This window comes from Burkholderia sp. AU39826 (assembly GCF_020419965.1).
GTDB classification, from domain to species: Bacteria; Pseudomonadota; Gammaproteobacteria; order Burkholderiales; family Burkholderiaceae; genus Burkholderia; species Burkholderia semiarida.
Genome location: NZ_JAIZQG010000023.1, coordinates 74641 through 100881, shown reverse-complemented (window position 1 = coordinate 100881; position 26241 = coordinate 74641). Strand labels below are relative to the sequence as shown.

Sequence of the window (26241 nt, the reverse complement as noted above, 5' to 3'; positions counted from 1 at the left end):
GATCGGACGAAAAAAACGACCCGCGGCAGCGGGTCGTTTTTTGTCATGCATGGATGTGCACCACGCGTCGAGCGCTACGCGGTGCGCGTGCCGCGCGGCAGCGCGTCGTTCGTCTTGCCGGGCGCACCCGCATCGTCGATGCGGACGCGGCGCGAGATCAGCCACACGCAGAGCGACGACAGCACGGCCGCACTCGTGTACTGGAGCGCGAGCGGCCACCATTGCGGCGCGGCGTGCTGCGCGATGATGGTCGCGACCAGCGGCGTGAGGCCGCCGGCGAGCGCGCCGCACACCTGGTACGCGATCGAGATCGCCGTATAGCGGATCCGCGCGACGAAGATGCCGCTGACGAAGCCCGCGACGACCGAGTAGTAGCCCGATTCCGCGAGCGTCGCGAGTCCGACGCCGATCGTGATCGACACCGGCGTGCCCAGGTGCACGAGCGGCAGCATCACGAACGGGACGATCATCGCCCAGGCGCCGGTAATCAGCAGCACGCGCGTGGTGCCGAAGCGCTGCGCGAGGAACGCGGCCGCGAGCTGCACGACGAACTGCAGCACCGCGACGATCGTCATGCAATGCAGCACCATCGACCGGTCGAGCGACAGGAATTGCGTCGCATAGCTGATCATGAAGATGTTGCTGAAATACACGCCGGCGATCCCGTAAACGTTCGCGCCGATCGCGAGCAGCAGCAGCGGCCAGACCTTGAGCGCTTCGCGCAGCGGTTTTTGCGCGATGTTGCCGCTCTTCCTGACTTCCTCGAACTCGGGCGATTCCGACACGCTCGCGCGGATCACGAAGCCGACGATCAGCAGCACGGAACTCGCGAGGAACGGCACGCGCCAGCCCCAGCTCATCATGTCGTCCTTCGACAGCGTGCTGATCGCGCCGAACGCGAGCATCGACAGGATCAGGCCGCTCGCGCTGCCCAACTGCGCGAACGACGCGAAGAACGTGCGCTTGCCCTCGGGTGCATGCTCGCCGGCGAGCAGCACCGCGCCGCCCCATTCGCCGCCGACCGCGATGCCTTGCAGCACGCGCATCAGCACGAGCAGGATCGGTGCGATCACGCCGGCTTGCGCATGGGTGGGCAGCAGGCCGATCGCGACCGTCGACACGGCCATCAGCATCAGCGTCGCGAGCAGCGAGCGCTTGCGGCCGAAGCGGTCGCCGAGATAGCCGAACATCACGCCGCCGAGCGGCCGCGCGAAGAAACCGACCGCGAACGAGCCGAACGATGCGAGCAGGCTGATGAAGCGGTTTTCGCCGGGAAAGAACAGCGGCCCGAACACGATGGCGGCGGCGGTCGCATAACTATAGAAGTCGTACCACTCGATCGTGGTGCCGACGAACGAAGCGAGCGCCGCACGCTTCGGTTGCTTGACGGAAGTCCCCATCTTGGTGTGTGCTCCTCTGGAATCCTCTGATTTGGAATAGTGGCGGCGCCAGGATCAGTCGCGGTAGGTGACGCCCGGCAGCACGCACAGCAGCTCGTACGCGAGGTTCGCGCCGAGCAGCGCCGTGGTGCCGAACGGGTCGTACGGTGGCGCGACTTCGACGAGATCGCAGCCGACGATGTTCAGCCCCTTCGCGCCGCGGATGATCTCGAGCGCTTGCGGCACCGTGAGGCCCGCGATTTCCGGCGTGCCGGTGCCCGGTGCGTAGGCCGGGTCGATGCCGTCGATGTCGAACGTGATGTAGACGGGCGTGTCGCCGATGCGCGCGCGCACTTCTTCCATCAGCGGCGCGAGCGATTTGTTCCAGCATTCCTCGGCCTGGACGACGCGGAAGCCCTGCTCCCGGCACCAGTCGAAATCCTCGGCCGCGTAGCCGGTGCCGCGCAGGCCGATCTGCGTGACCTTGTCGCCGTGCAGCAGCCCTTCCTCGACCGCGCGGCGGAATGGCGTGCCGTGCGCGATCTTTTCGCCCATCATCGTATCGTTCACGTCGGCGTGTGCATCGACGTGGATCAATGCAACCTTGCCGTGCTTGCGGTGGATCGCGCGCAGGATCGGCAGCGCGATCGTATGATCGCCGCCGAGCGTGATCGGCTTGCAGTCGTGCTCGAGAATCGCGTCGTACGCGGCCTCGATGCGGGCGATCGAATCGTGCAGGTTGTACGGGTTGACCGCGACGTCGCCGATGTCGGCGATCTGCAGCGAATCGAAGGGCGCCGCGCGCGTGGCCATGTTGTACGGGCGCAGCAGCACGGATTCGGTGCGGATCTGGCGCGGGCCGAAGCGCGCGCCGGTGCGGTTCGACGTACCGAGATCGAACGGCACGCCGACGAAACATGCGTCGAGGCCTTCGGCGCTCGCCACGTGCGGCAGGCGCATCATCGTCGCGATGCCGCCGGAGCGCGGCATTTCATTGCCGCCGAGCGGCTGGAAATGGGTGTGGTCGTTCATGGGTTCGTCTCTTCCGGTGTGGGGTTGCCGTATCATGCGACGCGGCCTGGCGCACAGTTTTACGCGCTCCGCCGGCAAAGAAGAATGCGAAGATATCGACGTAAACATCGATCTTCATCGATGTATGGAAGGGGATGAACGTGCTGGGGAATCTGTCGACCCTCGATCTGCGGTTGATCCGCGTGTTTCTCGCGGTCACGGACGCGGGCGGCGTGTCGGCCGCGCAGGCGATACTGAACGTCGGCCAGTCGACGATCAGCGCGCAGCTGTCGTCGCTCGAGACGCGGCTCGGCTACCGGCTGTGCGAGCGCGGCCGCAGCGGCTTCCGGCTCACGCCGAAGGGCGAACGGTTCCACGCGATGAGCCGCAAGCTGCTCGCGGCGCTCGACGAATTCGGGATGGCCGCGCGGCACATGGATCGCCAACTGGTCGGCACGCTGAACATCGGCCTGATCGGCCATACGCCGGTGAGCCAGAACGCGCGCATCGCCGAAGCCATCGCCGCGTTCCGCACGCGCGACGAGGCGGTGCGCTTCTCGATCTCGGTGCGCGCGCCCGGCGATCTCGAGGAAAAGTTGCTGAGCAACGAGATCCAGATCGCGGTCGGCTATTTCTGGCATCGCGTGCCGACGCTGCACTACACGCCGCTGTTCATCGAGCGGCAGGTCGCCTACTGCGGCCGTGGCCATCCGCTGTTCGAGGGCGCCGGCACGCTGACGCCGGCCGACGTCGCCGGCTTCGAGTGGGCCTGGCGCTCGTATCCGCTGCCGGAAGCGCAGATGTCGACGACGCCCGATCGCGTGACCGCGACCGCCGACAACATGGAGGCCGTCGCGCTGCTGATCCTGTCAGGCCATCACCTCGGCTACCTGCCGCAGCACTTCGCGGCGCCCTATGTCGCGCAGGGCCTGCTCGCGCCGCTCAATCCGGATCGACTGCACTACGAGGTCACGTTCCACATGGTCGTGGCGCGCGACGGACGCGGCGATCCGTTGGTCGAAGCGTTTCTCGAGGATCTCGAGCGCGCGCATCAGGCGCCCGACGTGGTGTGACGCCGGCGCGGCGCGGCCGACCCGGTGAACGCGCGTTGCGCGCGGGCGGCTTGCCGGCCAGCCATGCATCACGGCACCGGCAACCCCGCATCGTGCTTCACCTCGCGCAGCGACAGCGCCGATTCGATCGACGTCACGCCCGGCAGCATCCGCAGCGAATCGCGCAGGAACGTGCCGTAATCGTCGAGATCGCGCGCGACCACCTGCAACAGGTAGTCGGCGGTGCCCGCGACGTTGTGGCAGGCCAGGATCCGCTCGATGCCGAGCACTTCCCGTTCGAACCGGTCGGCGACCTTGCGGTCGTGCGTCGCGAACCGCACGAGCACGAACGCGACCACGCCGAAACCGAGCGCCTGGCGCGACAGTTGCGCGCGGTAGCGCTCGATGTAGCCGTCGTTTTCCAGACGTTTGAGGCGCCGCGCGCAAGGCGTTTCGGACAGGCCGACGGATTCGGCGAGCCGCGCGATCGGCAGGCGGCCGTCGCGCTGCACCGCGGCGAGGATCGCGCGGTCGGTTTTGTCGAGGTCGATCATGTTGGCGGAATCCTTGTCGTGATCCATTTATTGTGGCGGATTCCGCCAGGAATTTCCAATCCTGAGTCGCAAATGGCCAATAATCCCTCTGCCTTCGGCGGCAACATATCGTCATTGAAGGACGAGGGGCAGACCATGATTTCCACGCATTTGCTGTTGATTTATCTCGCCGCGCTGGCGGCCATTTACGCGGTGCCGGGGCCGGACATGGCGCTCGTGCTGCAAACCAGCATCGGCCGCGGCGTGCGGCCGGGGATGGCGGCGGCCGCCGGCCTGTCGCTCGCCCGCACCGTGCACGTGACGCTGTCGGCATGCGGCGTCGCGGCGCTGATCCGCGGCGCGCCGTGGCTGTACGAGGTGATCCGCTACGGCGGCGCACTCTATCTCGCGTATGTCGCGATCCAGGTGTTCCGCTCGCCCGTGTTCGCGCTCGGCGACGGCGACGCGGCGGCGGGCGAACTGCGGCAGTCGTTCGTGAAGGGATTGCTGACCAATCTGCTGAACCCGAAGGCGCTGTTGTTCTGCTCGGTGCTGCTGCCGCAGTTCGTGCGGCCCGAGGTCGGGCCGGTCGTCTGGCAGATGTTCGAACTCGGTGCGCTGCTGGTGGCGGCCGGCGTGTGCTTCGACCTCGCGTGCGTGTTCGGCGCATCGCGCATCGCGGCGTGGATGCGTGCGCATCCGCTCGCGCAGACGGTGCAGCGCTGGACCTTCTCCGCGGCGTTGATCGGTTTCGCGCTGCGTTTGTCGATGGACTGAGCGTTGCGCCGACATGGCCGCCGGCGGGGCGATCGGCCGCGCGGGCGGGCCATGCACGAGTCGATTCAGGCCGCGCGCGATGCCGGCCTTCGCGCAAATGCTTGCCGCAGAAGGGCGTGCGCGCAAATCGTCTGACTGTTCTAAACTTCCTCTGACTTCGCGTGATCGCGAACGCGCCGTCGCAAACGCGCCGTCGCAAACGCGCCGTCGCGAATCGACTGACCGAACGGAACCGTCGTCCGCAGGCTATGTCCGATTTCCTGGCTGTTCCGTGCAACGCGGTACCAAGGAGGGTCTGAACATGGCAAGGCATCTTCAAGCCGACCGTGAACCCCGCATCGTCGCCGAGTCCAAGTGTCTCGGCCAGTGCGATCCGGCAGAACGCATCCACGTCACGATCATGTTGCGGCGGCAGGAAGAAGGGCAACTCGATGCATTGGTCCACCAGCTCGCCACCGGCGACGCCCGCGCAAAACCGGTGTCGCGCGACGCATTCGCGCAGCGTTTCTCCGCCAATCCCGACGACATCCGCAAGACCGAGGAATTCGCGCATCGTCATCAACTGACGGTCGATCGCGTCGACCCGGTCGAAAGCGTCGTCGTGGTGTCCGGCACGATCGCGCAGTTCGAAGCCGCGTTCGGCGTGAAGCTCGAGCGTTTCGAGCATCGGTCGATCGGCCAGTATCGCGGCCGCTCGGGCCCGATCGCGCTGCCCGACGAGCTCGGCGACGCGGTAACCGCCGTGCTCGGCCTCGACAGCCGCCCGCAGGCGCGGCCGCACTTCCGCTTCCGTCCGCCGTTCAAGCCTGCGCGCGGCGCGGCGGCCGTCACGTTCACGCCGATCCAGCTTGCGTCGCTGTACGACTTTCCGGCCGGCGACGGCGCCGGGCAATGCATCGCGATCATCGAACTCGGCGGCGGCTATCGCGCGGCGGACATCCAGCAGTATTTCCGCGGGCTCGGGATCACGACGCCGCCGACGCTCGTCGACGTGAACGTCGGCACCGGCCGCAATGCGCCGACCGGCGAGCCGAACGGGCCGGACGGCGAAGTCGCGCTCGACATCGAGATCGCCGGCGCGATCGCACCGGCCGCGAAGATCGCTGTCTACTTCGCGCCGAACAGCGACGCGGGCTTCATCCAGGCCGTCAACGCGGCCGTCACCGACAAGACCCACCGGCCTTCCGTGATCTCGATCAGCTGGGGCGGCCCGGAAGCGATCTGGCAGGCGCAGTCGGCACACGCGTTCAACCGCGTGCTGCAGGCGGCCGCCGCGCAGGGCATCACCGTATGCGCGGCGTCGGGCGACAGCGGCTCGGGCGACGGGCTGCAGGATGGCGCCGATCACGTCGATTTCCCGGCGTCGAGCCCGTACGTGCTCGGCTGCGGCGGCACGCAGCTCGATGCGCTGCCGGGGCAGGGCATCCGCAGCGAGGTCACGTGGAACGACGAGGCGTCGGGCGGCGGCGCGGGCGGCGGCGGCGTCAGTTCGCTGTTCGACCTGCCGGCGTGGCAGCAGGGGCTGAAGGTCGCACGCGCCGACGGCACCGCCACGCCGCTCGCCAAGCGCGGTGTGCCGGACGTGGCCGGCGATGCGTCGCCGCAGACGGGCTACGAAGTGTCGGTCGCCGGCACGCCCGCGGTGATGGGCGGCACGAGCGCGGTCGCACCGCTGTGGGCCGCGCTGATCGCGCGGATCAATGCGGCGGCCGGCGCATCGGCCGGCTGGATCAATCCGGTGCTGTACAAGCATCCGGATGCGTTGCGCGACATCACGAAAGGATCGAATGGCACCTATGCGGCCGCGGCCGGCTGGGACGCGTGCACGGGGCTCGGCAGCCCCGACGGTGCGAAACTGGCGGCGCTCCTCGCGCGCAAGCCGTCGAGCTGACGCGCCGGTACCTGCCTTTACTTTCGACGCGGGTGATCTTCCCGCGTCTTTTTTCACCTCCAGGAGCAGCACGATGGGCATCGATTCCGCATCTTCCGGCGGCGTGTATCCGCTGCATCACGGCGACCACAATTCGCACGGCGTGCCGCCGACCATCAACCCGGTCGCGCTGAGCCGCGGCCGCGACCAGCCGTTCTTCGATCCGGTCGCGTACGGCAACGGCCCCGACGACTCGGTGACCGACACGACCGAAGCGGCCGCGATCACGCACCACACGATCCTGATCGACGGCAGGCGCATCGCGTACACGGCGACGGTCGGCCACCTCGTGACCGTCGATCCCAGCAGTTCGCAGCCGGCCGCGAAAATCTTCTACGTCGCGTTCACGGCGGACGGCGCGAAGGAAGAAACGCGGCCCGTGACGTTCTTCTATAACGGCGGGCCCGGCTCGTCGTCGGTGTTCGTGCTGCTCGGCTCGTTCGCGCCGAAGCGCATCAAGACGTCGATGCCGGGGTTCACGCCGCCCGCGCCGTACCAGATCGAAGACAACCCGGACAGCATGATCGACCACAGCGACCTGGTGTTCATCAATCCGGTCGGCACCGGCTATTCGGCGGCCGTCGCGCCGAACAAGAATCGCGACTTCTGGGGCGTCGACCAGGATGCGGATTCGCTCAAGCAATTCATCAAGCGCTACCTGACGAAGAACAACCGCTGGAATTCGCCGAAATACCTGTTCGGCGAATCGTACGGCACCGCGCGCAGCTGCGTGCTCGCGTACAAGCTGCACGAGGACGGCGTGGACCTGAACGGCGTCACGCTGCAATCGTCGATCCTCGATTACCGGCAGGCCGGCAACCCGGTCGGCACGCTGCCGACCGCCGCGGCCGACGCGTGGTATCACAAGAAGCTCGGCATCAAGCCGGCGCCGAGCGATCTCGGCGCGTTCGTCGAGGAAGTCGCGCAGTTCGCGCGCACCGACTACCTGAGCGCGCTGCGCGCGGCGCCGCATGCGGACCCGGCCACCGTGCGGAAACTGTCGGAATACACGGGCATCGACACGGCGACGCTGCAATCGTGGGGGCTCGACATCGCGGGCTACGACACGCGCGGCAATTCGCTGTTCCTGACGACGCTGCTGCATGCGCAGGGGCTCGCGCTCGGTTCGTACGACGGCCGCGTGACCGGGATCTCGTCGGGCATCGCCGGCAAGATCGACCCGAATTCGGGCGGCAACGATCCGACGATGACGGCCGTGACGGGCGTCTATACGGCGATGTGGAACAGCTACCTGAACGAGCAGTTGAAGTTCACGTCGAACTCGGCGTTCACGGACCTGAACGACCAGGCTTTCAAGAACTGGGATTTCAGCCACATCGACCCGACCGGCGCGCAGCAGGGCATCGATGCACAGGGCAACGTGATTCTCTACACGGCCGGCGACCTCGCCGCGGTGATGGCGCTGAACGTGGACCTGAAGGTGCTGTCGGCGAACGGCTTCTACGATTTCGTCACGCCGTTCTACCAGACCGTGATCGATCTGCAGCAGATGCCGCTGGAGGACCAGAAGGTGCGGCAGAACCTGTCCGCGCGGTTCTATCCGTCGGGGCACATGGTGTACCTCGACGCCGGGTCGCGCACCGCGCTCAAGCGCGATCTCGCGACGATGTACGACGCGACGGTCAGCGATACGGGCGCGCGGATGCGCATTCGTGCGCTGCAGGCGAAGAAGACGGGCGGGCGCGCGTAGCGTGGCCCGTCGCCGGTCGGCCGCGCGCAGCCGTGACGGTGCGCGCGGCGGTATGTCGGTGGCGCGGCGGCCGGCTTATGCGGTGGCCGGCCAGTCGAACATCGTGTACGGCAGTGCGCGCTTGTGGCGCGAGCCGTCGTAGAAGCGCAGCACCGTTTCATACACGCGATCGGCGACCGGCTTGCCTTCGAGGAAGTCGTCGATCTCGTCGTAGGTCACGCCATACGCGTGCTCGTCGGGGCGCAGCGGGCGCAGCTCCTCGAGGTCGGCCGTCGGCACCTTCATCACGATCAGCTCGTCGCCGCCGAGCGCGCGCGCGACCGCGCGCACGCGACGCTTGCTCAGGCCCGCGAGCGGCAGGATGTCCGCGCCGCCGTCGCCGAACTTCGTGAAGAAACCCATCAGCGATTCGGCCGCGTGATCCGTGCCGATCACGATGCCGCGCCGCGCGCCGGCTACCGCGTACTGCGCGATCATGCGCTCGCGCGCCTTGATGTTGCCGTGCACGAAATCCTGCTGCGCGGGCGTGTCGAACGCATGGCCGGATGCGACCAGCGAACGGAGCATCGCATCGGCGGCCGGCTTCACGTCGACCGTCAGCACCTCGTCCGCGCGCACGAACGCCAGCGCGCGCTGCGCATCCTCTTCGTCGTTCTGCACGCCGTTCGGCAGGCGCATCGCGATGAAGCGTGCATCGTAGCCGTCGGCGCGCAGGCGCTCGACCGCCAGTTGCGCAAGGCGGCCGGCCGTCGACGAATCGACGCCGCCGCTGATGCCGAGCACGTAGGTCCGCAGGCCGGTCGAACGAAGGTACTGCGCGAGGAAATCGACGCGCCGGGCGATTTCGGCTTCGGCGTCGAAGTGCGGGGCGACGTTCAGTTCGGCAATGATCGCGCGTTGGCGGCTGGCGTAATCGGCGGAGGTCATGAGGGAAATTCCGGAACGAATTGCAAGGCGCCCATCATAAGCGCAATCGCGGCGCGCCGCCGCGCCGGGCCTGCGTTTCCGGCGGTTTCGCGTTGCTTCGGCGAGACGCGGCGCATCGCCATGGTGCGCGGTGCGCCAGGCAGGTGCGGGATGCGGCGCGAACGGCCTCCGGGCGGGGCGACGGCCGGCGTCAGCGCCGCGCGAGCACGACGCCCACCAGCGCGAGCGCGAAGCCGGCGAGCTGGATCGTCGCGAGCGTTTCGCCGAACAGCCCGTAACCCTGCAGCGCGGCCAGCGGCGGCGCGAGAAACAGCAGCGACGTCGCGCGAGCGGCGTTGCCGCGCCGCAGCATCCACATCAGCATCGTGACCGCGCCGCCGGACAGGAACACGACGCCCCATACGAGCGACACCCACAGCGCCGGCGCGCCGATCCAGCGGGTTTCATGGAGCAGCACGACGAAGGCGGCCGCGACGATCGCCGCGCCGAAGTTCTGCACGGCGACGGCCGTGCGCAGGTCGCTCTGCGCGAGCTTGCCTTTCTGGTACAGCGAGCCGGCGGTGATCGCCCCGACCGCGAGAACCGACACGGTGACGACGAGCCACGCAGGCGCCGCGCCCGGCGGCGGCGCGACGCCGCCCGTGACCTTCGGCGCGAGCACGAGCGCGACGCCGGCCAGCCCGAGCGCCATCCCGAGCCAGCCGCGCGCGGGCAGGCGTTCGTTGAACAGCGGGACCGCGAGCACGGCGGTGGCGAGCGGCTGCAGCGCGCCGAGCAGCGCCATCACGCCCGCGTTCAATCCTTGCGCGACGGCCCAGTAGCTCGCGCCGAGATAGACGCCTTGCAGCAGCGCGCCGGCGATCAGGTGGCGCGGCCATTCGCGGCGGGCCGGCCACGGCGCGCGTGCGACGAGCGCCACCGCGCCGAACAGCGCGGCCGTGCCCGCGAAGCGCGCCAGCAGGAACAGGTTCGGATCGGCGTAGGGCTTGATCGCCCGTGCAACGATGAAGCCGGTGGACCAGAGCGCGACGAAAACGGCGGCGACGATCGAGTTGAGCATGCGTGACGGGCCGCGACGCGGCCGGACAGAACCGGAAAGTCGGCCAGTATCGGGCGAAGCTGCGCCGGTGTCTTGTCGAATCCTGCACTCACGCCGCGCCGTGCGTGACGGTGCGGGCGATCATCGCGCGCCGGGTGGGCGATGCGTACCGCCCCGTGCGGGCGGATACGACGCGGCGGCGATCAGTCGATCGAGAACGTGTCGAGCGGCTGGTTGGCGCGCGCGTCGGTCGCGAAGCGCGCGGCGAGCTGTTCGTAGAGTCGGCGCGCTTCGTCGAGCGTCAGGTCGATCCAGTACGGATCGCCTGCCGCGTCGTTGAGGCGTTCCGGCGGAAACTGGATTTCGATCACACTGCCTTTGCGATACATGGCGCGAGCCCCTTTGTCGGTCGGTCTTGGTCGGTCGTTCGGCGAAGCGCAAAGTGTAGCAACCGGCGCCGCGCCGATTCGCGCGCGCCCGGCAATACTGAATTTCGCTTTCGGGCGACGTGCGCGGCCGCCGCCCGGCCGCATTCCCCGGCGCGGTCAAATGGTCGTCAAACGACCGTAATACAATGGCCGGCTTACCCATTACCAGTCGCCTCGGGCGCACACGCGATGCTGGCGGAACAACGTCATCAATACATCCTGTCGGAGCTTGGACGCTCGGGCGCGCTGTCGGTCGCGGAACTCGTCCGTTCGCTCGACGTGTCGCGCGAAACCGTGCGGCGCGACCTGAACGCGCTGGCCGCGCGCGGCCTGCTCGTGATGACGCACGGCGGCGCGCTGGCCGCGGCTCGCCGCGAGCCGAGCCTGTCCGAGCGCGAAGCCGCGAACGCCGACGCGAAGCGCACGATCGGGCGGCGCGCGGCCGAATTCGTGCCCGACGACGCATCGGTGCTGATCGATTCGGGCAGCACGCCGCATGCGGTCGCGCTGGCGCTCGCCGACCGGCACCGGCTGTCGATCTACACGAACGACTGGCGCACCGCGTTCGTGCTCGCGCGGCGCAACGGCAACCGCGTGACGCTGCTCGGCGGCGAACTGTCCGACGACGAGGACGCCACGTTCGGGCTCGACACGATCCACCAGCTCGCGCAATACCACGTCGATTTCGCGTTCGTCGGCGCCGGCGGCATCACGCCCGACGGCGAATGCACCGACTATTCGCGGCTCGCGGCAGAAGTGCGCAGCCGGATGATCGCGGCGGCGGGCACGGCGATCATCGTCGCCGACCATTCGAAGTTCGGCCGCGTGACGCCGGTGCGGATCAACGGCGCGTCGGCCGCCCGCTATCTCGTCACCGAACGCGCGCCGGACAAGGCGGTGCGCCGCGCGCTGACCGCTCGCGGCATCGAGCTGCTCGTGTGCGACTGACGCGCGTCCGACATACAAGGTTCATCGAACGGTCATCGTGCCGGAAGAACCGCCGTCGACACTGACCCATTCACCTCGACCGGCCGTCAGGCCAGGGAGCAACGAATGGCCGTCAGCGTGCGCAGCTATCTTTCCCCCACCCTCGTCCTGCTGGCTTTCGACTGGCCGGATGCGGCGTCGCGCGCCGATTTCCTCGGCTTCGCGATCCGGCGCACGCCGGGCTTCTGGTCGGCCGACGGCAAGACGCGTGCGCCGGACAGCTGGCTGCCCAACCGCCTGACGTTCGACGGCCCGGCCGCCGACACGCAGGGCGATGCGCCGACCGATCAGGCGCCGATCCAGAAATTCATGTGGTGGGACGCGCGCATCGATCCGCAGGACCGCGGTGCGTCGTTTCGCTACGACGTCTATCCGGTCGTCGGCACGCCGGCGAACCTGCAGGTGCTCGACGCGCAAGCCGGCGCGTGCGACGTCGTGCTGCCCGCGCACGTCGAGGACGGCATCGGCACGTGGTTCAACCGCGCGGTGGTCAGCTCGCAGGCGTTCGCGAAGCAGGTCGCGGCGCTCGGCCTCGCGCCGAACGAGGCGCCGAGCGCCGCGCAGGCGCTGAAGCTGCGCACGTGGCTCGCGAACGACATGGAGCAGGTGTTCGCTCAGATGCTCGATCCCGCGTCGCGCGCGGTGTCGGCCGTCTATCACCTGACCGACACGCTGTGGGCGCTGCCTGCATTCGCCGCGTTCGGGCGCCGGCATGGCGAAGCGTCGCTCGCGATCGTCTATGACGCGCACACGACGGCGCGCAAGGGCAAGCCGCCGCTGCCGTCGCCGAACCAGCCGGCCGTCGATGCGCTGCAAGGCCTCGCGACGCTCGCCCCGCGCGACCGGACGCACATCATGCACGACAAGTTCATCGTGACCGATGCGCGGTCGAACCCGGCGCCCGCGCGCGTGCTGACGGGTTCCGCGAACTTCACGACCGAGGGGCTCACCGAGCAGGCCAACGTACTGCATGCGTTCGACTCGCCCGCGCTCGCCGCGCTGTACAACGAGCGCGCCCTCGCGCTGGCCGGGAATCCGTCGATTGCGGAAACCGCCCGGCTGTCGCCGGGCTGGTCGGCGCCGATGACGATCGGCAGCGCGCAGGTACGCGTCGCGTACTCGCCGGAGCCGGCGGGGCAGCGTACCGAGATCGATACGATCGTCGCCGCGATCGCGGCCGCGAAGCATTCGGTGTCGTTCTGCCTGTTCATGCCGACCGACGCGGCGCTGCGCGATGCGTGCTTCGCGGCCGGCGACCGCGGGCTGATGATGTTCGGCCTGGTGAACCGGATCAACGTTGGCGGCGCGACGAAGGCCGATGCCGCGCGGCAGGCCGGCCAGTCGCTCGATGCGGCGACGCTCGCGAACCTCGAGCTGTACCACCGCAGCCGCGACAACCACGACGTGATCGACGCGTCGTATTTCTCGCCGGCCACCGTGCCGCAGGGTTTCGAGCCGGAGTTGCGGCTCTTCCCGGGCGAGCCGGCGCCGGCCTTTCCGCCCGTCGTGATCCACCACAAGTTCATCGTGATCGATGCGGAGGGCGCGAATCCGGTCGTCTATACGGGCTCGGCGAACATGAGCCGCAATTCCGAGCAGTACAACGACGAGAACCTGCTCGAGATCCGCGACAAGCGGATCGCGGCGATCTATCTCGCGGAATTCCTGCGGCTTTACGAGCACTATCGCGCTCGCGCATTGGCGATTCGTGCGAAGCAGCGCGGCACGGGCGCGCGTGCACGGCTCGCGCTCGCGCCGGATTCGAGCTGGGCGAAGAAGTATTACGTGCCGGGCAGCCCGGAAGAGAAGGCGCGGATCGCGCTCGCGTCGACCGCGCCGACGGACTGATGCGCCGACGTGCGACGGGCGCGGCGGGCGCGCGCTCCGACGGGCTGCCGTCGCTTACGCGGCGACGTAGCGGAGCACCGCGTCGGCGATCGTGTCGCGATGCCGCGCGCGCAGGCGCGGCGCCGACGGATCGCGGCCGAATGCGGCGCCGAACGTGTAGCGGTTCGCCACGCGATGGAAGCAGAACGAGCTGATCAGCAGGTGCAGGTCGTATGCGTCGATGTCCTTGCGGAACGCGCCGCTGGCCGCGCCGCGCTCGACCAGTTCCTCGAGCGTCTTGATGATGCTGACGTTGCGGTTCTTGAACGACTTGAGCTGTTCGAGATATTTCGCGCCGTGGATGTTCTCGATCGACACGAGGCGGACGAAATCGCGATGCTTGTCGTGATAGTCGAACGTGAATTCGACGAGACGGCGCATGCCTTCGCGCGGCTCCATGTCGCCGACGTGCAGTTCCTGCTCGAATGCGCGGATGTCGCCGTACACCTTCTCCAGCACGGCCTCGTACAGGCCTTCCTTGCTTTCGAAGTAGTAGTAGAGCATCCGCTTCGTCGTGTTCGTCCGCTCGGCGATCGCGTCGACGCGCGCACCGGCGAGGCCCATCGCGGAAAATTCCTGCGTGGCGACCTCGAGGATGTTGCGCTTGGTTTGCTCGGGATCGTATTTGCGCCGCGCATCGGACGCAAGCGCGCGGGGGTCGGACGTGGCGGCCTTGCTTCCTGCTTTCATGTGACTTTGTTGTGGTTCGCGGCGGCTTGGAAAAGGCATTCTAGCATGCGGAAAATGCCCGCCCGGCCGACCTTCCGCTCTAATCGGCAAGGCCGTCGCGGGCGCTCAGCGGCGGCACGACGCGAGCGCGTCGCGGGCCTGGTACGCCGTATACGCAAGCTGCGCGGCGGCGAGGCCGGCCAGCCCGAACGTGCGCGTGAGCCCGAACGCGGCGAAGCCGTCCGGCACCGGCCGGCCTTCGGCCAGCGCGGCGGCGAGCGTCTCGCCGGCCACCGTGGTCGGCGCCATCCCGTGGCCGCCGAAAGCGATCGCGTGCCACACGCCGTCGGCGTCGCGGCCGATCTGCGGCATCTTGTGCCGTGCGTAGCTCATCAGCCCGCCCCACGCGTAGTCGACCTTCACGCCGTCCAGTTGCGGATACACGCGCAGCAGGTCGCGCCGCAGCAGGCGCGCGATCGCGTCGGGGCCGCGGTCGAGCACGGAGATCCGGCCGCCCCACAGGATCCGCGTGTCCTTCAGCGGACGGTAGTAGTCGAACGCGAAACGCGTGTCGTAGATCGCGTACGGCGCGTCGATCGCGTCGGGCAGGCGCGTGCCGAGCGGTTCGGTCGCGATCACGTAGGTCGCGATCGGCAGCACCGCGCGCTCGATGCGCGGCGACACGCCGCGCGCGTAGCCGCCGCCGGCGAACACGACGTCCTTCGCGCGCACCGCACCCTGGGCCGTGCGCACGACGTAGCCGGCGCCGTCGCGCGCGATGCCGAGCGCGGCCGAGCGCTCGAACACGCGGGCGCCGCCGCGCGACGCGGCCGCCGCGACGCCGAGCACGTACTTCAGCGGATGGAAATGGAATGCGTTCGGCTCGAACAGGCCGCCGTAATAGCGCCGCGTCTTCAGCCGCTCGCGCAGCGCGTCGGTCGGGACGGGTTCCCAGTCGACGCCGAGCTCGTCTTTCATCAGCGTGCGCACGCTGTCGAGCCGCGCCGGATCGTCGAACCAGTTCGCGAGCATCACGCCCTGGTCGACGATGTCGCAGTCGATCCCGTAGCGGGCGATGCGCGCGCGGATCAGATCGACCGCGTCGACGGTGAGCCGGTACAGCCGGCGCCCTTCGTCGCGGCCGAGCGTGCGCAGCAGGTCGGCGTTGTCGAGGCTGTAGCCGCCGAACACGAAGCCGCCGTTGCGGCCCGACGCGCCGAAGCCGACCCGCTCGCTGTCCAGCACCACGACATCGTGCACGCCGCGTTCGACGAGGCCGAGTGCCGTGCACAGGCCGGCGAGGCCGCCGCCGACGATGCAGACCTGCGTATCGATCGTGCCGGTCAGTTGCGGGTAGGGCTGGCGGGAAACGGTGGCTTCGTAGAAGTTCTGCATGCGTGTTCGGTGACTCGTGACGGCGGAAAAACGGGCGGCGCGTCGATCTTGCCTGAACGCGCGCGCCGCGTCGAATGGGGTTTTCAGCGTAGCGGGCCGGGCGCCGCGAAGGGGGGCCGCTGGCGCGTTACCGGGCGTCAGGCGCCCGGCGTCGGGTTGACCGGGCGGGCAACGTAGGCCGGATAACCGGCGTCGGCCTTTTCGGCTGCTTCATGCGCCGCGTTGCGTTCGATCCACGGCGCGATTTCCATGTCCTCGTAGCGCACCAGGCGGCATTTGCGCACGAGTGCGTAGCCGAGCCAGATCGCGAGGAAGAACGGCAGGCCGATGTAGGTCGCGGCGACGCCCGTCCAGTCGATCCGGTCGGCGAGGAACGCGTGGTAGTCCTGGCCGAGCGCGACGACCGCGCACAGCGCGAACGCGAACAGCGGGCCGAACGGGAACCACTTCGACCGGTACGGCAACTGGTCGAGCCGGTAGCCCTGCTTCAGGAAGCCCTTGCGGAAGCGGTAGTGGCTGACCGCGATGCCGAGCCACGTGATGAAGCCGGCCATGCCCGACGTGTTGAGCAGCCACAGGTACACGGTCTTGTCGCCATACAGCGACGTGAGGAAGCACAGTGCGCCGACGGCGGTGGTCGCATACAGCGCGTTGCGCGGCACGCCGCCCGGCGACAGCTTCGCGAACAGCTTCGGCGCACGACCCTCGACCGCGAGGTTGTAGAGCATCCGCGTCGACGCATACATGCCCGAGTTGCCGGCCGACAGCACGGCCGTCAGGATCACCGCGTTCATCACGCCGGCCGCGAACGCGAGGCCCGCGTGGCGGAACACGAGCGTGAAGGGGCTCACGCCGATATCGGTCACGTCGCTCTTCAGCAGGCTCGGGTCGGTGTACGGAATCAGCACGCCGATCACGAAGATCGCGAACACGTAGAACAGCAGGATGCGCCAGAAGATCTGGCTCACCGCGCGCGGAATCGTCGTGCGCGGGTTTTCCGATTCGCCGGCCGCGACGCCGATCAGCTCGGTGCCCTGGAACGAGAAGCCCGCGATCATCGCGACGCCGAGCATCGTCGCCCAGCCGCCGACGAACGGCGCGTCGCCGGTCGTGAAGTTACCCCAGCCGGCGCTCGGGCCGCCCTGCATGATCCCGAAGATCATCAGCAGCCCGACGCCGACGAACGCGAGTACCGTCAGCACCTTGACCAGCGCGAACCAGTATTCGGCTTCGCCGAAGCCGCGCACCGACAGCGCGTTGAGCGCGAAGATCAGCGTGAGAAACAGCGCGCTCCACCAGACGCCCGGCACGTGCGGGAACCAGTAATTCATCACGAGCTGCGCGGCGACCAGTTCCACCGCCAGCGTCACGGCCCAGCTGTACCAGTAGTTCCAGCCGAGCGCGAAGCCGAAGCCTTGGTCGACGAACTTCGCGCCGTAGGTCGCGAACGAGCCCGACACCGGCATGAACGCGGCCATCTCGCCGAGGCTCGTCATCAGGAAATAGACCATCAGGCCGATCACCATGTACGCGAGCATCGCGCCGCCCGGCCCGGCCTGCGAGATCGACGCGCCGGACGCGACGAACAGGCCCGTGCCGATCGAGCCGCCGATCGCGATCATCCGCAGATGGCGAGCCTGCAACGCACGGTGGAGGGACGGCTTCGCGGGCGGCGAGCCGGACGGGCGGGACGAATCGGGGCGGGCATCTGAATGCATGGCGGGCGCTGGGCGCTGTCTCCGGGATTGTTGTTCGGTGACGAAGCGCGACGCGTTGCCGGCCGCGGGCCGGGCAGCGGTGATGCGGGGCGAAGCCGGCCCGCTGAGCCGGGCCCTGATGCGTGCGCCTTCGTCGGTCGTCCGGGCGCCGTAGTGGCGGCCGGCGGCGCGCCGGGTGCGTTGCACCTCGACGTCGCACCGATTGTGGGTGCAGGGTGCGCGGGCGGGCAAACGATATTTCCGAACAGGGTGATGCGGGACGATCATCAACTACTGTCGCGGCGCGACGCGTCCGAGCACCCGTCCACGAGCTTTGGAAACGTCCGATATCGGAGCACGAACGGACGCGGCTGCTCGACTGACTTCTTGCGTTTTGGGAATGAAGTCGTGAGTTAATATCAATAGCGGCCCGACTTGTGGCCATCGACAATGTGTTTCATGGATCGTGCCTCGCGAGGCCGGGGCGCGCCGTCCGGGCGGGCTTTCGGCGGCGGCGCAGCGCGATGCGCCGGATGGCGCATCGGGCCCGCCGCGCGGCGCATCCGCTTGCACGAGGCGCTCGAACGCGCTCCAATCGAATCACGCGGGCGGCGCTGCCGCCGCACCGATCAATCTGTCCCTGAAGAGGAAGTGATGCAATTCAACGACATTCTTGCCGCGCTCGACATCGATCTCGCCCAGTGGAAAGGCAATGCGCTGACCGCGCGTTCGCCGCTCGACGGCGCGACGCTCGCGACGCTGGCCGTCGACACGCCCGCCGACGCCGAGCGCAAGATCGACGCCGCGCACGACGCGTTCCTCAAGTGGCGCACGGTGCCGGCGCCGGTGCGCGGTGAACTCGTGCGCGTGTTCGGCAACGTGCTGCGCGAGCACAAGGCCGAGCTGGGCCGCCTCGTCACGCTCGAGGCCGGCAAGATCACGTCGGAAGGGCTCGGCGAAGTGCAGGAAATGATCGACATCTGCGATTTCGCGGTCGGCCTGTCGCGCCAGCTTTACGGCCTCACGATCGCATCGGAGCGCCCGGGCCACCGGATGATGGAAACGTGGCACCCGATCGGCGTGTGCGGCGTGATTTCGGCGTTCAACTTCCCGGTCGCGGTGTGGGCGTGGAATGCGGCGCTCGCGTTCGTGTGCGGCGATTCGGTCGTGTGGAAGCCGTCCGAGAAGACGCCGCTCACCGCGATCGCTTGCCACGTGCTGCTCCAGAAGGCGCTTCGCGAGTTCGAAAAGACGCATCCGGGCGTCGCGCCGACGGAGCTGAGCCAACTGGTGCTCGGCATGCGCGATGTCGGCGAGGTGCTGGCGGCGTCGAAGAAGGTGCCGGTCGTCAGCGCGACGGGCAGCGTGCGGATGGGCCAGGAAGTCGCGAAGGTGCTGAGCCAGCGCCTGGCACGCGGCATCCTCGAACTCGGCGGCAACAACGGGATGATCGTCGCGCCGAGCGCCGACCTCGATCTCGTCGTGCGCGCGGTCACGTTCGCGGCGGTCGGCACGGCCGGCCAGCGCTGCACGACGCTGCGCCGTTTGATCGTGCATCGCAGCCTCGTCGAGCAACTGCTGCCGCGCATCGAGAAGGCCTATGCGTCGGTGAAGGTCGGCAACCCGCTCGAGGAAGGCACGCTGGTCGGCCCGCTGGTCGATCGTGCGTCGTTCGACGCGATGCAGAAGGCGCTGGTCGATGCGCGCGAGCAGGGCGGCGAAGTGAAGGGCGGCGAGCGCGTCGACGTCGGTCATGCGGATGCGTACTACGTACGTCCGGCCATCGTGCGGATGCCGCAGCAGTCGGCGGTGGTCGAGCGCGAGACGTTCGCGCCGATTCTGTACGTGATGGTCTACGACAACTTCGACGACGCGATCGAGCTGCACAACGCGGTGCCGCAAGGCTTGTCGTCGGCGATCTTCACGAACGACATGCGCGAGGCCGAGCAGTTCATGTCGGCGGCCGGCAGCGATTGCGGGATCGTCAACGTGAACATCGGCACGAGCGGCGCGGAAATCGGCGGCGCGTTCGGCGGCGAGAAGGAAACGGGCGGTGGGCGCGAGTCGGGTTCGGATGCGTGGAAGGCGTATATGCGCCGGGCGACGAATACGATCAACTACAGCCGGCAACTGCCGCTGGCGCAGGGGGTGAAGTTTGATGTTTGATGCACCGTGTCGTGAACACGTATCGTGTGCTGACTGTACATAGCGACTGACAATACGTCGGTCTTCAGGTTTAGCGGAAAAGCCGGCCAGAGTGCCGGCTTTTTTATTTTGGCGGTATTGATTGGCTCGTGGGTCTATAGAGTAGATCGACTGGTGTTGGGGATATATAGATCAACTGATGCACGGCAGTAAGGCCCGGATCAGACAAGTACGGGATTATTTTTTCCTTGTTTCGTATGTGTATGGAAATCAAGCATTTGCTTGTTTTCTTTCAATTCTTTCTATATCTTCGTGGTGTTGTGCTCGGTGACGGGTGGGCGCAGCAGAAAAACGAATTCACATGTAATTATTTTGAATTGAATTCCAATTCCACATTGGGAAATTTGCAAATATAACGGATGTGAAGCATTGAATTTGAGTGATTGATGGGTGATCTCGAATCTAGTGTGGATGGTGTTAAATCGGGTCGCTGATGTCAGATCGATTTAAAGGGCGGAGCTCAATATCGAAAGAGGAAACGGGTGATAACGAATCTCGGAGTCTTGTTGGTGGAGTGATTGGAATTTACAAGTTCAGTCCGGCCATTCTGGTATTGCATGTCGCCGGCGCAATCGTAGCTTGGCTTGCGCCGGAGGACGCGCTGGTGCGATGGCCCTTTCTGGATGTGATTGTAGCCAGCGTTGGCAAAGTATTTCCTTTGCTATTCGGTGCCATTGAAAGGTCAAAATTCCCCGATGTCACTGCACTCTATTTTGCGCTGATGCTTGCCGCCTTTCCGTTTAGGATTCTGGTTGGGTTTCGTTTGCTTTATGCGGGTCAGGCTAAGGGGAGGGAAACGTATGAGAGATTGTCGATAACAGGGAAGGTAAAGGTAATTTGTGGGGCTCCATTTTTTCTTTTATGTGGAGTTTTTGTTTTGGTTGAGGGGTACTACTACGAATTTAATTTCATTCCCATTAGTGAATCTCGATTGTGGCTTGGCTTGGTGGGGCCGTTGTTCGCAGGCGGTGCTCATATTATGTGTATTTCTCTAGGTCTTAGTTGGATTTGGTTTTTTGTGGTCGGTATTTTTTCATCGAAAGAGGCGTGATTCGTGGCTTGGCATGAACTTGATGAGTGGGACGCGTTGGGGACGTTTGGGTGAATTGTGATCGGAGGGGATGTGTCGATGAAAATGGAGCGCATATGCATCTGGTCGATCGTCTCAAGAAGTGTGGTCATTATTGTTCGAGGATGGTGATGCTCGGTGTCGATGGACGGGCGAATGTATGGTATGTGTCGATTGCGATAAGACAGATATGTATTGCAACCGCGATTATCGGTGTGAGCATTTCTGTTGTTGGGTGTAGAAACCTATCCGTCAATGAACTGCCAATCCGTGCCAAGCGAGACTTCTTGATGGATGTCAAGACTGTCGTGGACGTAGTTGAGTTGAGTGATGTCGATTCGGTTTCTTCCCGTTTGCGAGTTGTTTATCGAGTGAAGCCGAGTGAGACCGTCTTTGGCGCCGATGAAAAATCGGTTATCGGTTATCGAGTTGAGGCGATAAAGGTGGCCGCTTCGAAGGAATACCGAACGGATGGAAGGTATTCATATGGAATGTTTTGGCCAACGGCACGGAGCTTCACGAGGGTTCTATTGGCGTTGCCGGTAAACGCTGATTTGACATGCATTACGCCTTCCGATCTGATTGAAGTGTTTGGGGATGTCGGCAAGCGACCAGAGCCACACGGGAGCGGGTGGGGGTATGTATACACGCCGCCGAGAGCGGGGGTGAAAGCGACTTTTGGTTTTTTGAGTAACCAGTGCTTGGCTTCGGTGACTTTATTCCAAAACAATTCGTGCGATTGAGTTTGACTTGTTTGATGTGGGGTTTTGTTTTAGATGTGGTGAGTCGATGATTTGAGCCAATTTAGCATAATTTTGATGGCTTATTCTAAGGGGTTGGTGTGTCGAAAATTACTGGAAGAGAGGAAGTATTTAAGGGGCTGAATTTGAGCGAAGATGTGATTGGTTTGATAAATAAAAGCCAAACGCTGGTCGATCAGATTCATAAATACAATAAAGATGTTTTGACGGAGGTTGTTCGGCCAATTGAGGTCGATGCCAATAGGAGAGGGATTTTCTGGAGCTCCAATGAGAAAGGTATTTATTTCGGGAGCTACGGAGATGCAGGATATGATGCACTCGATCCGCGTGTCTTTGTAGGTGTATTGAGTCATGAGCTGGGGCACTACATCAACGATGCGCGTGATAAAGCGAGGGAGAATTTTTATGCGGATAAGATGCGGAATGATTATGATGTTGCCGCTATTGTTGGCGTAACGAAGGAGGCGGAGGCAGCCTACAATAATTGGAAAATCGCACGGGAAATTTACGAGAATAGCGGATCGTTGATCTCCGTGCTTGGCGATCGTCCGGACTATGTGTCGGCACCCGGCTATGACATCTATCACATGCTTACTAAAGTTTACGACGCGAACGTCGGAAAGATGTCGGCGGATATGCTGAAAAAGGCAATGATGGAGGTTGCCGGAAGCTATCTTGCTCAGGCGAGCCCCGGAGCGAATTTGAACGTCAACTACTATGAGTACTACGGATCGGCTTATGGTGCGTCACCAAAGCGCTTGTCTCATGCTCCGGTTGCTGCAATGAACTACTCAGTAGATTTCGAGACGGGACTGGTGAAGTCCGTGACGTTGCATTTCTCAACCGGCACGCGGCAGACAAATCAATATGATCGCGGGTTGTTGAGCACAGCAGCGTTATATGGTCCAAACGGACAGATTGTCGAATATGCGCGATATGCGGCTAACGGCTTGAAGACTGAGGAAATCATCTACGATTCCATCGGAAACGGAACGATCACCCGAACTGACACCAACGGCGACGGCGTCTTCGACAACATCAAAACAGAAACCCACCTCGGTAACGGCGCCAGCGTAATCCGCGAAGACACCAACGGCGACGGCGTCGCCGACCGCAACTTCGTCGTGAATGGCGGCCAGCGCTACGACCTGTCCAACATCCGCGATGCCGCCTTTGCCGACAGCCTGCTGTCGCGATATCGCGCCACCGGCCTACTGAGCGGCACGAGTTATCTGGATCTGAGCCAGATCATTTCGCGAACCCTGACCTTTGGCGGAAAAAACGACTACGGGTTCACGATGCCGGCAGGCTGGCAAAACCCGATCGGCGCATTCTACGAAGCGAAAAGCGCCGCACTGGACGCGGCAGTATCGATTGCAAACAAGACCCCGGTACTGCTCGATGCGCAGCGGCGCGGCCTGAGCGCGGCGGCGCTTGGATCGCTCGACGCCAATCGCGACGGCAAGCTTTCAGGCGCGGAATTGAGCGGGCTGCAAGTCTGGGTCGATACCAATGAAGATGGCATCGGCGACGCGGGCGAATTTCAAACGCTTGGACAGGCAGGGATTTCCGAGATCCGCGCTATCGATTACGACATTCTGACCCGCGGCAACGCTTGGTATGCGGCAGGCTCTGCCGCCGCGCCGTGGAAGGGGAGCGACGTTGCGGGCCAGCCCGGAAGAATCTATCTGGCGCCGAGCGTACCGTTTTCGAACTATCGGTGGTTGCGCGACAACGACAATATTTACTGGGTCAACGGCGGCAGAGACTTTATCTTTTTCGGCCCGAATCAAATCAAGGTCAACAACAGCAATCGAACCTATCTCGTCGGAACCGACGGCAACGACGTATTCGATGCGAACTACTACGCCGCATACGGTCACTGGATCAACAGCGGCCTGCTCGTGAACTTCCTCGCCGGCGGCGGCGACGACATCATGGGCGGCAGCAGCCGCAACGACAATTTGTGGGGCGGCACCGGCAACGACACGCTGTTCGGCTATGACGGCGACGACAGACTGTACGGCGAGGAAGGTGACGACGAACTCAACGGCGGCGCCGGCAACGACGTCCTCGACGGCGGGATCGGCAACGACAGGCTATTTGGCCAGGCCGGCAACGACATCATGAACGGCGGCGACGGTGACGACATCATGATGGGCTTTACCGCATCGAACGAAAGCAAGCAAACGCTGGCCTGGGGCGAAACGGATGACGACGTCATGTACGGTGGCGCCGGCAACGACCGGATGTGGGGAGGCCTCGGCCACGACTACATGGACGGTGGCGACGGAGCGGACTTCGTGAGTGGCGGGGACGGAAACGATACGGTCTTCGGCGGCGCCGGGAACGACGAACTGCATGGTGACGCAGGCAACGACCAGCTACTTGGAGACGCCGGTAACGACCGCATCTTCGGCGAAGCCGGCGACGACGTGCTCTGGGGCGGCGATGGCGATGACGTGCTGGTCGGCTTCACCGCCAGCAACGATGCGAAGCAAACGTTGTCGTGGGGTGAATCCGACAACGACACGCTGTATGGCGGCAACGGCAATGATGCGCTGCACGGCGGTTTGGGCAACGATTACCTCGACGGCGGCAACGACCACGATTTCCTCGACGGCGGAGATGGCGACGACCGGCTCTTCGGTGGGGCGGGTAACGACGAGTTGAACGGCGGCAACGGCAACGACGCGCTTTCCGGTGAATCCGGCAACGACAAGATTTTTGGCGGTGCAGGCAACGACACGATCTGGGGTGGCGACGGCGACGATATTCTCGTCGGCTTTACGGCCAGCAATGACGCGAAGCAGTCGCTGGCCGCATGGGAAACCGACGACGATACGATCTACGGCGGAGCCGGAAACGATCTGATCCTCGGCGGTCTCGGCAACGATCTGCTCCACGGCGACGCAGGCAACGACGAAATTCAGGGGGGCGACGGCCACGACCGGCTTTACGGCGGCGACGGCAACGACCGACTGTTCGGCCAGGTCGGAAACGACATTCTGTACGGCGGCGCCGGCGACGATTTGCTGGTGGGTTTCACCGGCGACAACGAGGCGAAGAGGACGCTAGGCCCCGGTGAAACCGACGATGACTATCTCTACGGTGGAGAAGGCAATGACACGCTGCTCGGCGGTCTCGGCGACGACTATCTCGACGGTGGGGCCGGCGCGGATCACATGGAAGGCGGCGCGGGCAACGATACCTATATCGTGAACAGCGTCAATGACGTGATTCTCGAATACGCAAACGAGGGTTACGACACGGTCATCAGCAGCGCAAACTACATTCTCAATGCCAATATCGAAGAATTGAGACTCGTCGAAGGCTTCAACATCAACGGCACGGGCAATGCGCTCGATAACCGGATCGTCGGCAACAGCGCAGACAACATTCTCGATGGTGTCACCGGTGCCGATACGATGATCGGCGGAAAGGGCAACGATACCTACTACGTCGACAATGTCGGCGACCGTGTCGTCGAATTCGCCGGCGAGGGTATCGATACCGTGCAGAGCAAGATCAGCTATACGTTGGGCGAACACGTCGAGAACCTGAACCTGCTGGATTTCGGCAAGCCGGAAAAAGGGCTTGTCGACGGCGTGGCCGTTCACGTGTACGGGTACCCGAAGGCCAACGAGCTGGATTACATGCAGGGCGATGCGGTTCCGACGTTCCAGGGAACGTGTGCGCTGACCTCGATCGCGAATCTGTTGACGCAGACCGGGACGCCGACGACTGAGGGAGACGTCGTCCGACGCGCAATCGACAATCAATGGGCCGTCACCAGCCCGGCGGCAACGGATTACCAGCGAGGCGGGTCGAATTACGTTCAGCAACAGGCGCTGCTCAAGAGTTACGGTATTGCAAACAATCTGCTTGCCGGCTACGACGAGCATGCGGTTGCGAATCTCGTGCGCAGTGGTCGTGGCGTGATACTCGCGCTGAACTCGGGGCGGCTCTGGGAGGACAGCGCTTATCTCGATGGCGGTGGCGTGAATCACGTCGTCACCGTGACGGGCGCGGTCTACGGAGACTCTGACGGCCAGCTCAAAGGCTTCTATATCGCCGACTCGGGCCGCCGGCGCGTCAGCGACATGACGCGCTACATCAGCCTTCAGGAGTTCCGGGCAGCCGCCAACGTACCGAATGCCTACGCGATCTACACGGCCGAAGCGCTGAAACTGTGGAACGAGGACATCGACGGCACGGGTAACGCACTCGACAACACGATCATCGGCAATCGCGGTAACAACGTGCTGGATGGTGGTGCCGGCAACGACATCCTGGTCGGCGGCTTGGGCAACGATACCTATCGATTTGGCCGCGGGTCCGGCCGCGACACGATCCGGGACGACGACGAAACGCTCGGCAACAACGATGTGATCAGCATCGGGGCTGGTGTATCCGCGGATCAATTGTGGTTCCGTCACGTCGGCGACGATCTCGAGATCAGTATCCTCGGCTCCAGCGATACGGCTACGGTTCGGGACTGGTACTCGGGATCACGCTATCAGATCGAGCAGATCCGCTTGGACGACGGTCGGACGCTCGTCAACGCCGATGTCGAGAAGCTGGTGCAGGCCATGGCGGCATGGTCGCCGCCGGCTGCAGGAGCGGTAACGCTGCCCCCTGAGCATCAGGCCGCGCTTGCGCCCACGCTGGCGACAAGCTGGCGCTAATTCCCGTTCCCGAATGTCCATCCGTCCGATTGCACATTAGTGCGACCGGACGGCCTGCTGCCGGCCGTATCGCATTTCCTTCCTCGCCTCGTATTC

At 65.0% G+C, this 26241-nt stretch carries 19 protein-coding genes; 10 read left to right on the top strand and 9 right to left on the bottom strand.

Annotated elements, in window-relative coordinates:
• Positions 1-74: 74 nt before the first annotated feature.
• Both LGM42_RS28130 and speB read right to left on the bottom strand, forming a co-directional pair.
• On the bottom strand, positions 75-1400 hold the full coding sequence (locus tag LGM42_RS28130) for an MFS transporter (protein ID WP_060315178.1): 1326 nt from the start codon (positions 1398-1400) through the stop codon (positions 75-77).
• Between the two features lie 54 nt (positions 1401-1454).
• The gene (speB, locus tag LGM42_RS28125; RefSeq protein ID WP_226233954.1) at positions 1455-2411 is read right to left on the bottom strand and encodes an agmatinase; all 957 of its coding nucleotides are present in this window, start codon (positions 2409-2411) and stop codon (positions 1455-1457) included.
• 134 nt (positions 2412-2545) lie between these two features.
• Here speB and LGM42_RS28120 point away from each other — a divergent pair, with 134 nt between their 5' ends.
• A complete protein-coding gene (locus tag LGM42_RS28120; protein WP_185716552.1) occupies positions 2546-3463 on the top strand; it encodes a LysR family transcriptional regulator in 918 nt (305 codons plus the stop codon).
• Positions 3464-3531: 68 nt separating this feature from the next.
• On the opposite strand, the gene LGM42_RS28115 is transcribed toward LGM42_RS28120, so the two are convergent.
• Positions 3532-3996 carry an Lrp/AsnC family transcriptional regulator gene (locus tag LGM42_RS28115; RefSeq protein ID WP_006488501.1) on the bottom strand — a complete coding sequence of 155 codons (465 nt, stop codon included), beginning with the start codon at positions 3994-3996 and terminating at the stop codon, positions 3532-3534.
• Positions 3997-4131: 135 nt separating this feature from the next.
• On the opposite strand from LGM42_RS28115, the gene LGM42_RS28110 reads away from it, so the two are divergent.
• The 3 genes from LGM42_RS28110 (at position 4132) to LGM42_RS28100 (ending at position 8393) form a co-directional block, all read left to right on the top strand.
• A complete protein-coding gene (locus tag LGM42_RS28110; RefSeq protein ID WP_059643529.1) occupies positions 4132-4752 on the top strand; it encodes a LysE family translocator in 621 nt (206 codons plus the stop codon).
• Positions 4753-5053: 301 nt separating this feature from the next.
• The gene (locus LGM42_RS28105) at positions 5054-6643 is read left to right on the top strand and encodes a protease pro-enzyme activation domain-containing protein (RefSeq protein ID WP_226233952.1); all 1590 of its coding nucleotides are present in this window, start codon (positions 5054-5056) and stop codon (positions 6641-6643) included.
• Positions 6644-6716: 73 nt separating this feature from the next.
• Positions 6717-8393: a S10 family peptidase gene (locus LGM42_RS28100; RefSeq protein WP_060315180.1), complete on the top strand. Its 1677-nt coding sequence runs from the start codon at positions 6717-6719 to the stop codon at positions 8391-8393.
• A gap of 75 nt (positions 8394-8468) precedes the next feature.
• On the opposite strand, the gene nadE is transcribed toward LGM42_RS28100, so the two are convergent.
• The 3 genes from nadE to LGM42_RS28085 all read right to left on the bottom strand — a co-directional run bounded on the left by nadE (position 8469) and on the right by LGM42_RS28085 (position 10748).
• Positions 8469-9320 carry an ammonia-dependent NAD(+) synthetase gene (gene nadE, locus LGM42_RS28095; RefSeq protein WP_059575561.1) on the bottom strand — a complete coding sequence of 284 codons (852 nt, stop codon included), beginning with the start codon at positions 9318-9320 and terminating at the stop codon, positions 8469-8471.
• A gap of 190 nt (positions 9321-9510) precedes the next feature.
• Positions 9511-10380 carry a DMT family transporter gene (locus tag LGM42_RS28090; RefSeq protein ID WP_226233950.1) on the bottom strand — a complete coding sequence of 290 codons (870 nt, stop codon included), beginning with the start codon at positions 10378-10380 and terminating at the stop codon, positions 9511-9513.
• Positions 10381-10562: 182 nt separating this feature from the next.
• Complete coding sequence (locus tag LGM42_RS28085) at positions 10563-10748, bottom strand: hypothetical protein (protein WP_006480515.1); 186 nt, start codon at positions 10746-10748, stop codon at positions 10563-10565.
• 228 nt (positions 10749-10976) lie between these two features.
• Between LGM42_RS28085 and LGM42_RS28080 the strand changes: the two genes are divergently transcribed.
• Both LGM42_RS28080 and LGM42_RS28075 read left to right on the top strand, forming a co-directional pair.
• A complete protein-coding gene (locus LGM42_RS28080) occupies positions 10977-11735 on the top strand; it encodes a DeoR/GlpR family DNA-binding transcription regulator (protein ID WP_059575557.1) in 759 nt (252 codons plus the stop codon).
• Positions 11736-11840: 105 nt separating this feature from the next.
• Positions 11841-13622: a phospholipase D-like domain-containing protein gene (locus LGM42_RS28075; RefSeq protein WP_226233948.1), complete on the top strand. Its 1782-nt coding sequence runs from the start codon at positions 11841-11843 to the stop codon at positions 13620-13622.
• Positions 13623-13676: 54 nt separating this feature from the next.
• On the opposite strand, the gene LGM42_RS28070 is transcribed toward LGM42_RS28075, so the two are convergent.
• The 3 genes from LGM42_RS28070 to LGM42_RS28060 form a co-directional block, all read right to left on the bottom strand.
• Positions 13677-14351 carry a TetR family transcriptional regulator gene (locus LGM42_RS28070; protein WP_059575553.1) on the bottom strand — a complete coding sequence of 225 codons (675 nt, stop codon included), beginning with the start codon at positions 14349-14351 and terminating at the stop codon, positions 13677-13679.
• A 105-nt stretch (positions 14352-14456) separates the two neighbouring features.
• Complete coding sequence (locus LGM42_RS28065) at positions 14457-15725, bottom strand: NAD(P)/FAD-dependent oxidoreductase (protein ID WP_060315190.1); 1269 nt, start codon at positions 15723-15725, stop codon at positions 14457-14459.
• 137 nt (positions 15726-15862) lie between these two features.
• Positions 15863-17443 (bottom strand): amino acid permease, encoded by a 1581-nt coding sequence (locus LGM42_RS28060; RefSeq protein WP_226233946.1) that lies wholly within the window; start codon positions 17441-17443, stop codon positions 15863-15865.
• Between the two features lie 633 nt (positions 17444-18076).
• Between LGM42_RS28060 and LGM42_RS28055 the strand changes: the two genes are divergently transcribed.
• The 4 genes from LGM42_RS28055 (at position 18077) to LGM42_RS28040 (ending at position 26145) form a co-directional block, all read left to right on the top strand.
• Positions 18077-19588 (top strand): aldehyde dehydrogenase family protein, encoded by a 1512-nt coding sequence (locus tag LGM42_RS28055; RefSeq protein ID WP_226233945.1) that lies wholly within the window; start codon positions 18077-18079, stop codon positions 19586-19588.
• 472 nt (positions 19589-20060) lie between these two features.
• The gene (locus tag LGM42_RS28050) at positions 20061-20678 is read left to right on the top strand and encodes a hypothetical protein (RefSeq protein WP_226233943.1); all 618 of its coding nucleotides are present in this window, start codon (positions 20061-20063) and stop codon (positions 20676-20678) included.
• Positions 20679-20773: 95 nt separating this feature from the next.
• On the top strand, positions 20774-21439 hold the full coding sequence (locus LGM42_RS28045; protein ID WP_226233941.1) for a hypothetical protein: 666 nt from the start codon (positions 20774-20776) through the stop codon (positions 21437-21439).
• Positions 21440-21537: 98 nt separating this feature from the next.
• Positions 21538-26145 carry a calcium-binding protein gene (locus LGM42_RS28040; RefSeq protein ID WP_226233939.1) on the top strand — a complete coding sequence of 1536 codons (4608 nt, stop codon included), beginning with the start codon at positions 21538-21540 and terminating at the stop codon, positions 26143-26145.
• The last annotated feature ends 96 nt before the right edge of the window (positions 26146-26241 follow it).

Bases quoted from the DNA above. Each gene is read 5' to 3' on its own strand.
- LGM42_RS28130 (WP_060315178.1), bottom strand. From the start codon at position 1,400: ATGGGGACTTCCGTCAAGCAACCGAAGCGTGCGGCGCTCGCTTCGTTC.
- speB (WP_226233954.1), bottom strand. From the start codon at position 2,411: ATGAACGACCACACCCATTTCCAGCCGCTCGGCGGCAATGAAATGCCG.
- LGM42_RS28120 (WP_185716552.1), top strand. From the start codon at position 2,546: ATGAACGTGCTGGGGAATCTGTCGACCCTCGATCTGCGGTTGATCCGC.
- LGM42_RS28115 (WP_006488501.1), bottom strand. From the start codon at position 3,996: ATGATCGACCTCGACAAAACCGACCGCGCGATCCTCGCCGCGGTGCAG.
- LGM42_RS28110 (WP_059643529.1), top strand. From the start codon at position 4,132: ATGATTTCCACGCATTTGCTGTTGATTTATCTCGCCGCGCTGGCGGCC.
- LGM42_RS28105 (WP_226233952.1), top strand. From the start codon at position 5,054: ATGGCAAGGCATCTTCAAGCCGACCGTGAACCCCGCATCGTCGCCGAG.
- LGM42_RS28100 (WP_060315180.1), top strand. From the start codon at position 6,717: ATGGGCATCGATTCCGCATCTTCCGGCGGCGTGTATCCGCTGCATCAC.
- nadE (WP_059575561.1), bottom strand. From the start codon at position 9,320: ATGACCTCCGCCGATTACGCCAGCCGCCAACGCGCGATCATTGCCGAA.
- LGM42_RS28090 (WP_226233950.1), bottom strand. From the start codon at position 10,380: ATGCTCAACTCGATCGTCGCCGCCGTTTTCGTCGCGCTCTGGTCCACC.
- LGM42_RS28085 (WP_006480515.1), bottom strand. From the start codon at position 10,748: ATGTATCGCAAAGGCAGTGTGATCGAAATCCAGTTTCCGCCGGAACGC.
- LGM42_RS28080 (WP_059575557.1), top strand. From the start codon at position 10,977: ATGCTGGCGGAACAACGTCATCAATACATCCTGTCGGAGCTTGGACGC.
- LGM42_RS28075 (WP_226233948.1), top strand. From the start codon at position 11,841: ATGGCCGTCAGCGTGCGCAGCTATCTTTCCCCCACCCTCGTCCTGCTG.
- LGM42_RS28070 (WP_059575553.1), bottom strand. From the start codon at position 14,351: ATGAAAGCAGGAAGCAAGGCCGCCACGTCCGACCCCCGCGCGCTTGCG.
- LGM42_RS28065 (WP_060315190.1), bottom strand. From the start codon at position 15,725: ATGCAGAACTTCTACGAAGCCACCGTTTCCCGCCAGCCCTACCCGCAA.
- LGM42_RS28060 (WP_226233946.1), bottom strand. From the start codon at position 17,443: ATGCATTCAGATGCCCGCCCCGATTCGTCCCGCCCGTCCGGCTCGCCG.
- LGM42_RS28055 (WP_226233945.1), top strand. From the start codon at position 18,077: ATGCAATTCAACGACATTCTTGCCGCGCTCGACATCGATCTCGCCCAG.
- LGM42_RS28050 (WP_226233943.1), top strand. From the start codon at position 20,061: ATGTCAGATCGATTTAAAGGGCGGAGCTCAATATCGAAAGAGGAAACG.
- LGM42_RS28045 (WP_226233941.1), top strand. From the start codon at position 20,774: ATGCATCTGGTCGATCGTCTCAAGAAGTGTGGTCATTATTGTTCGAGG.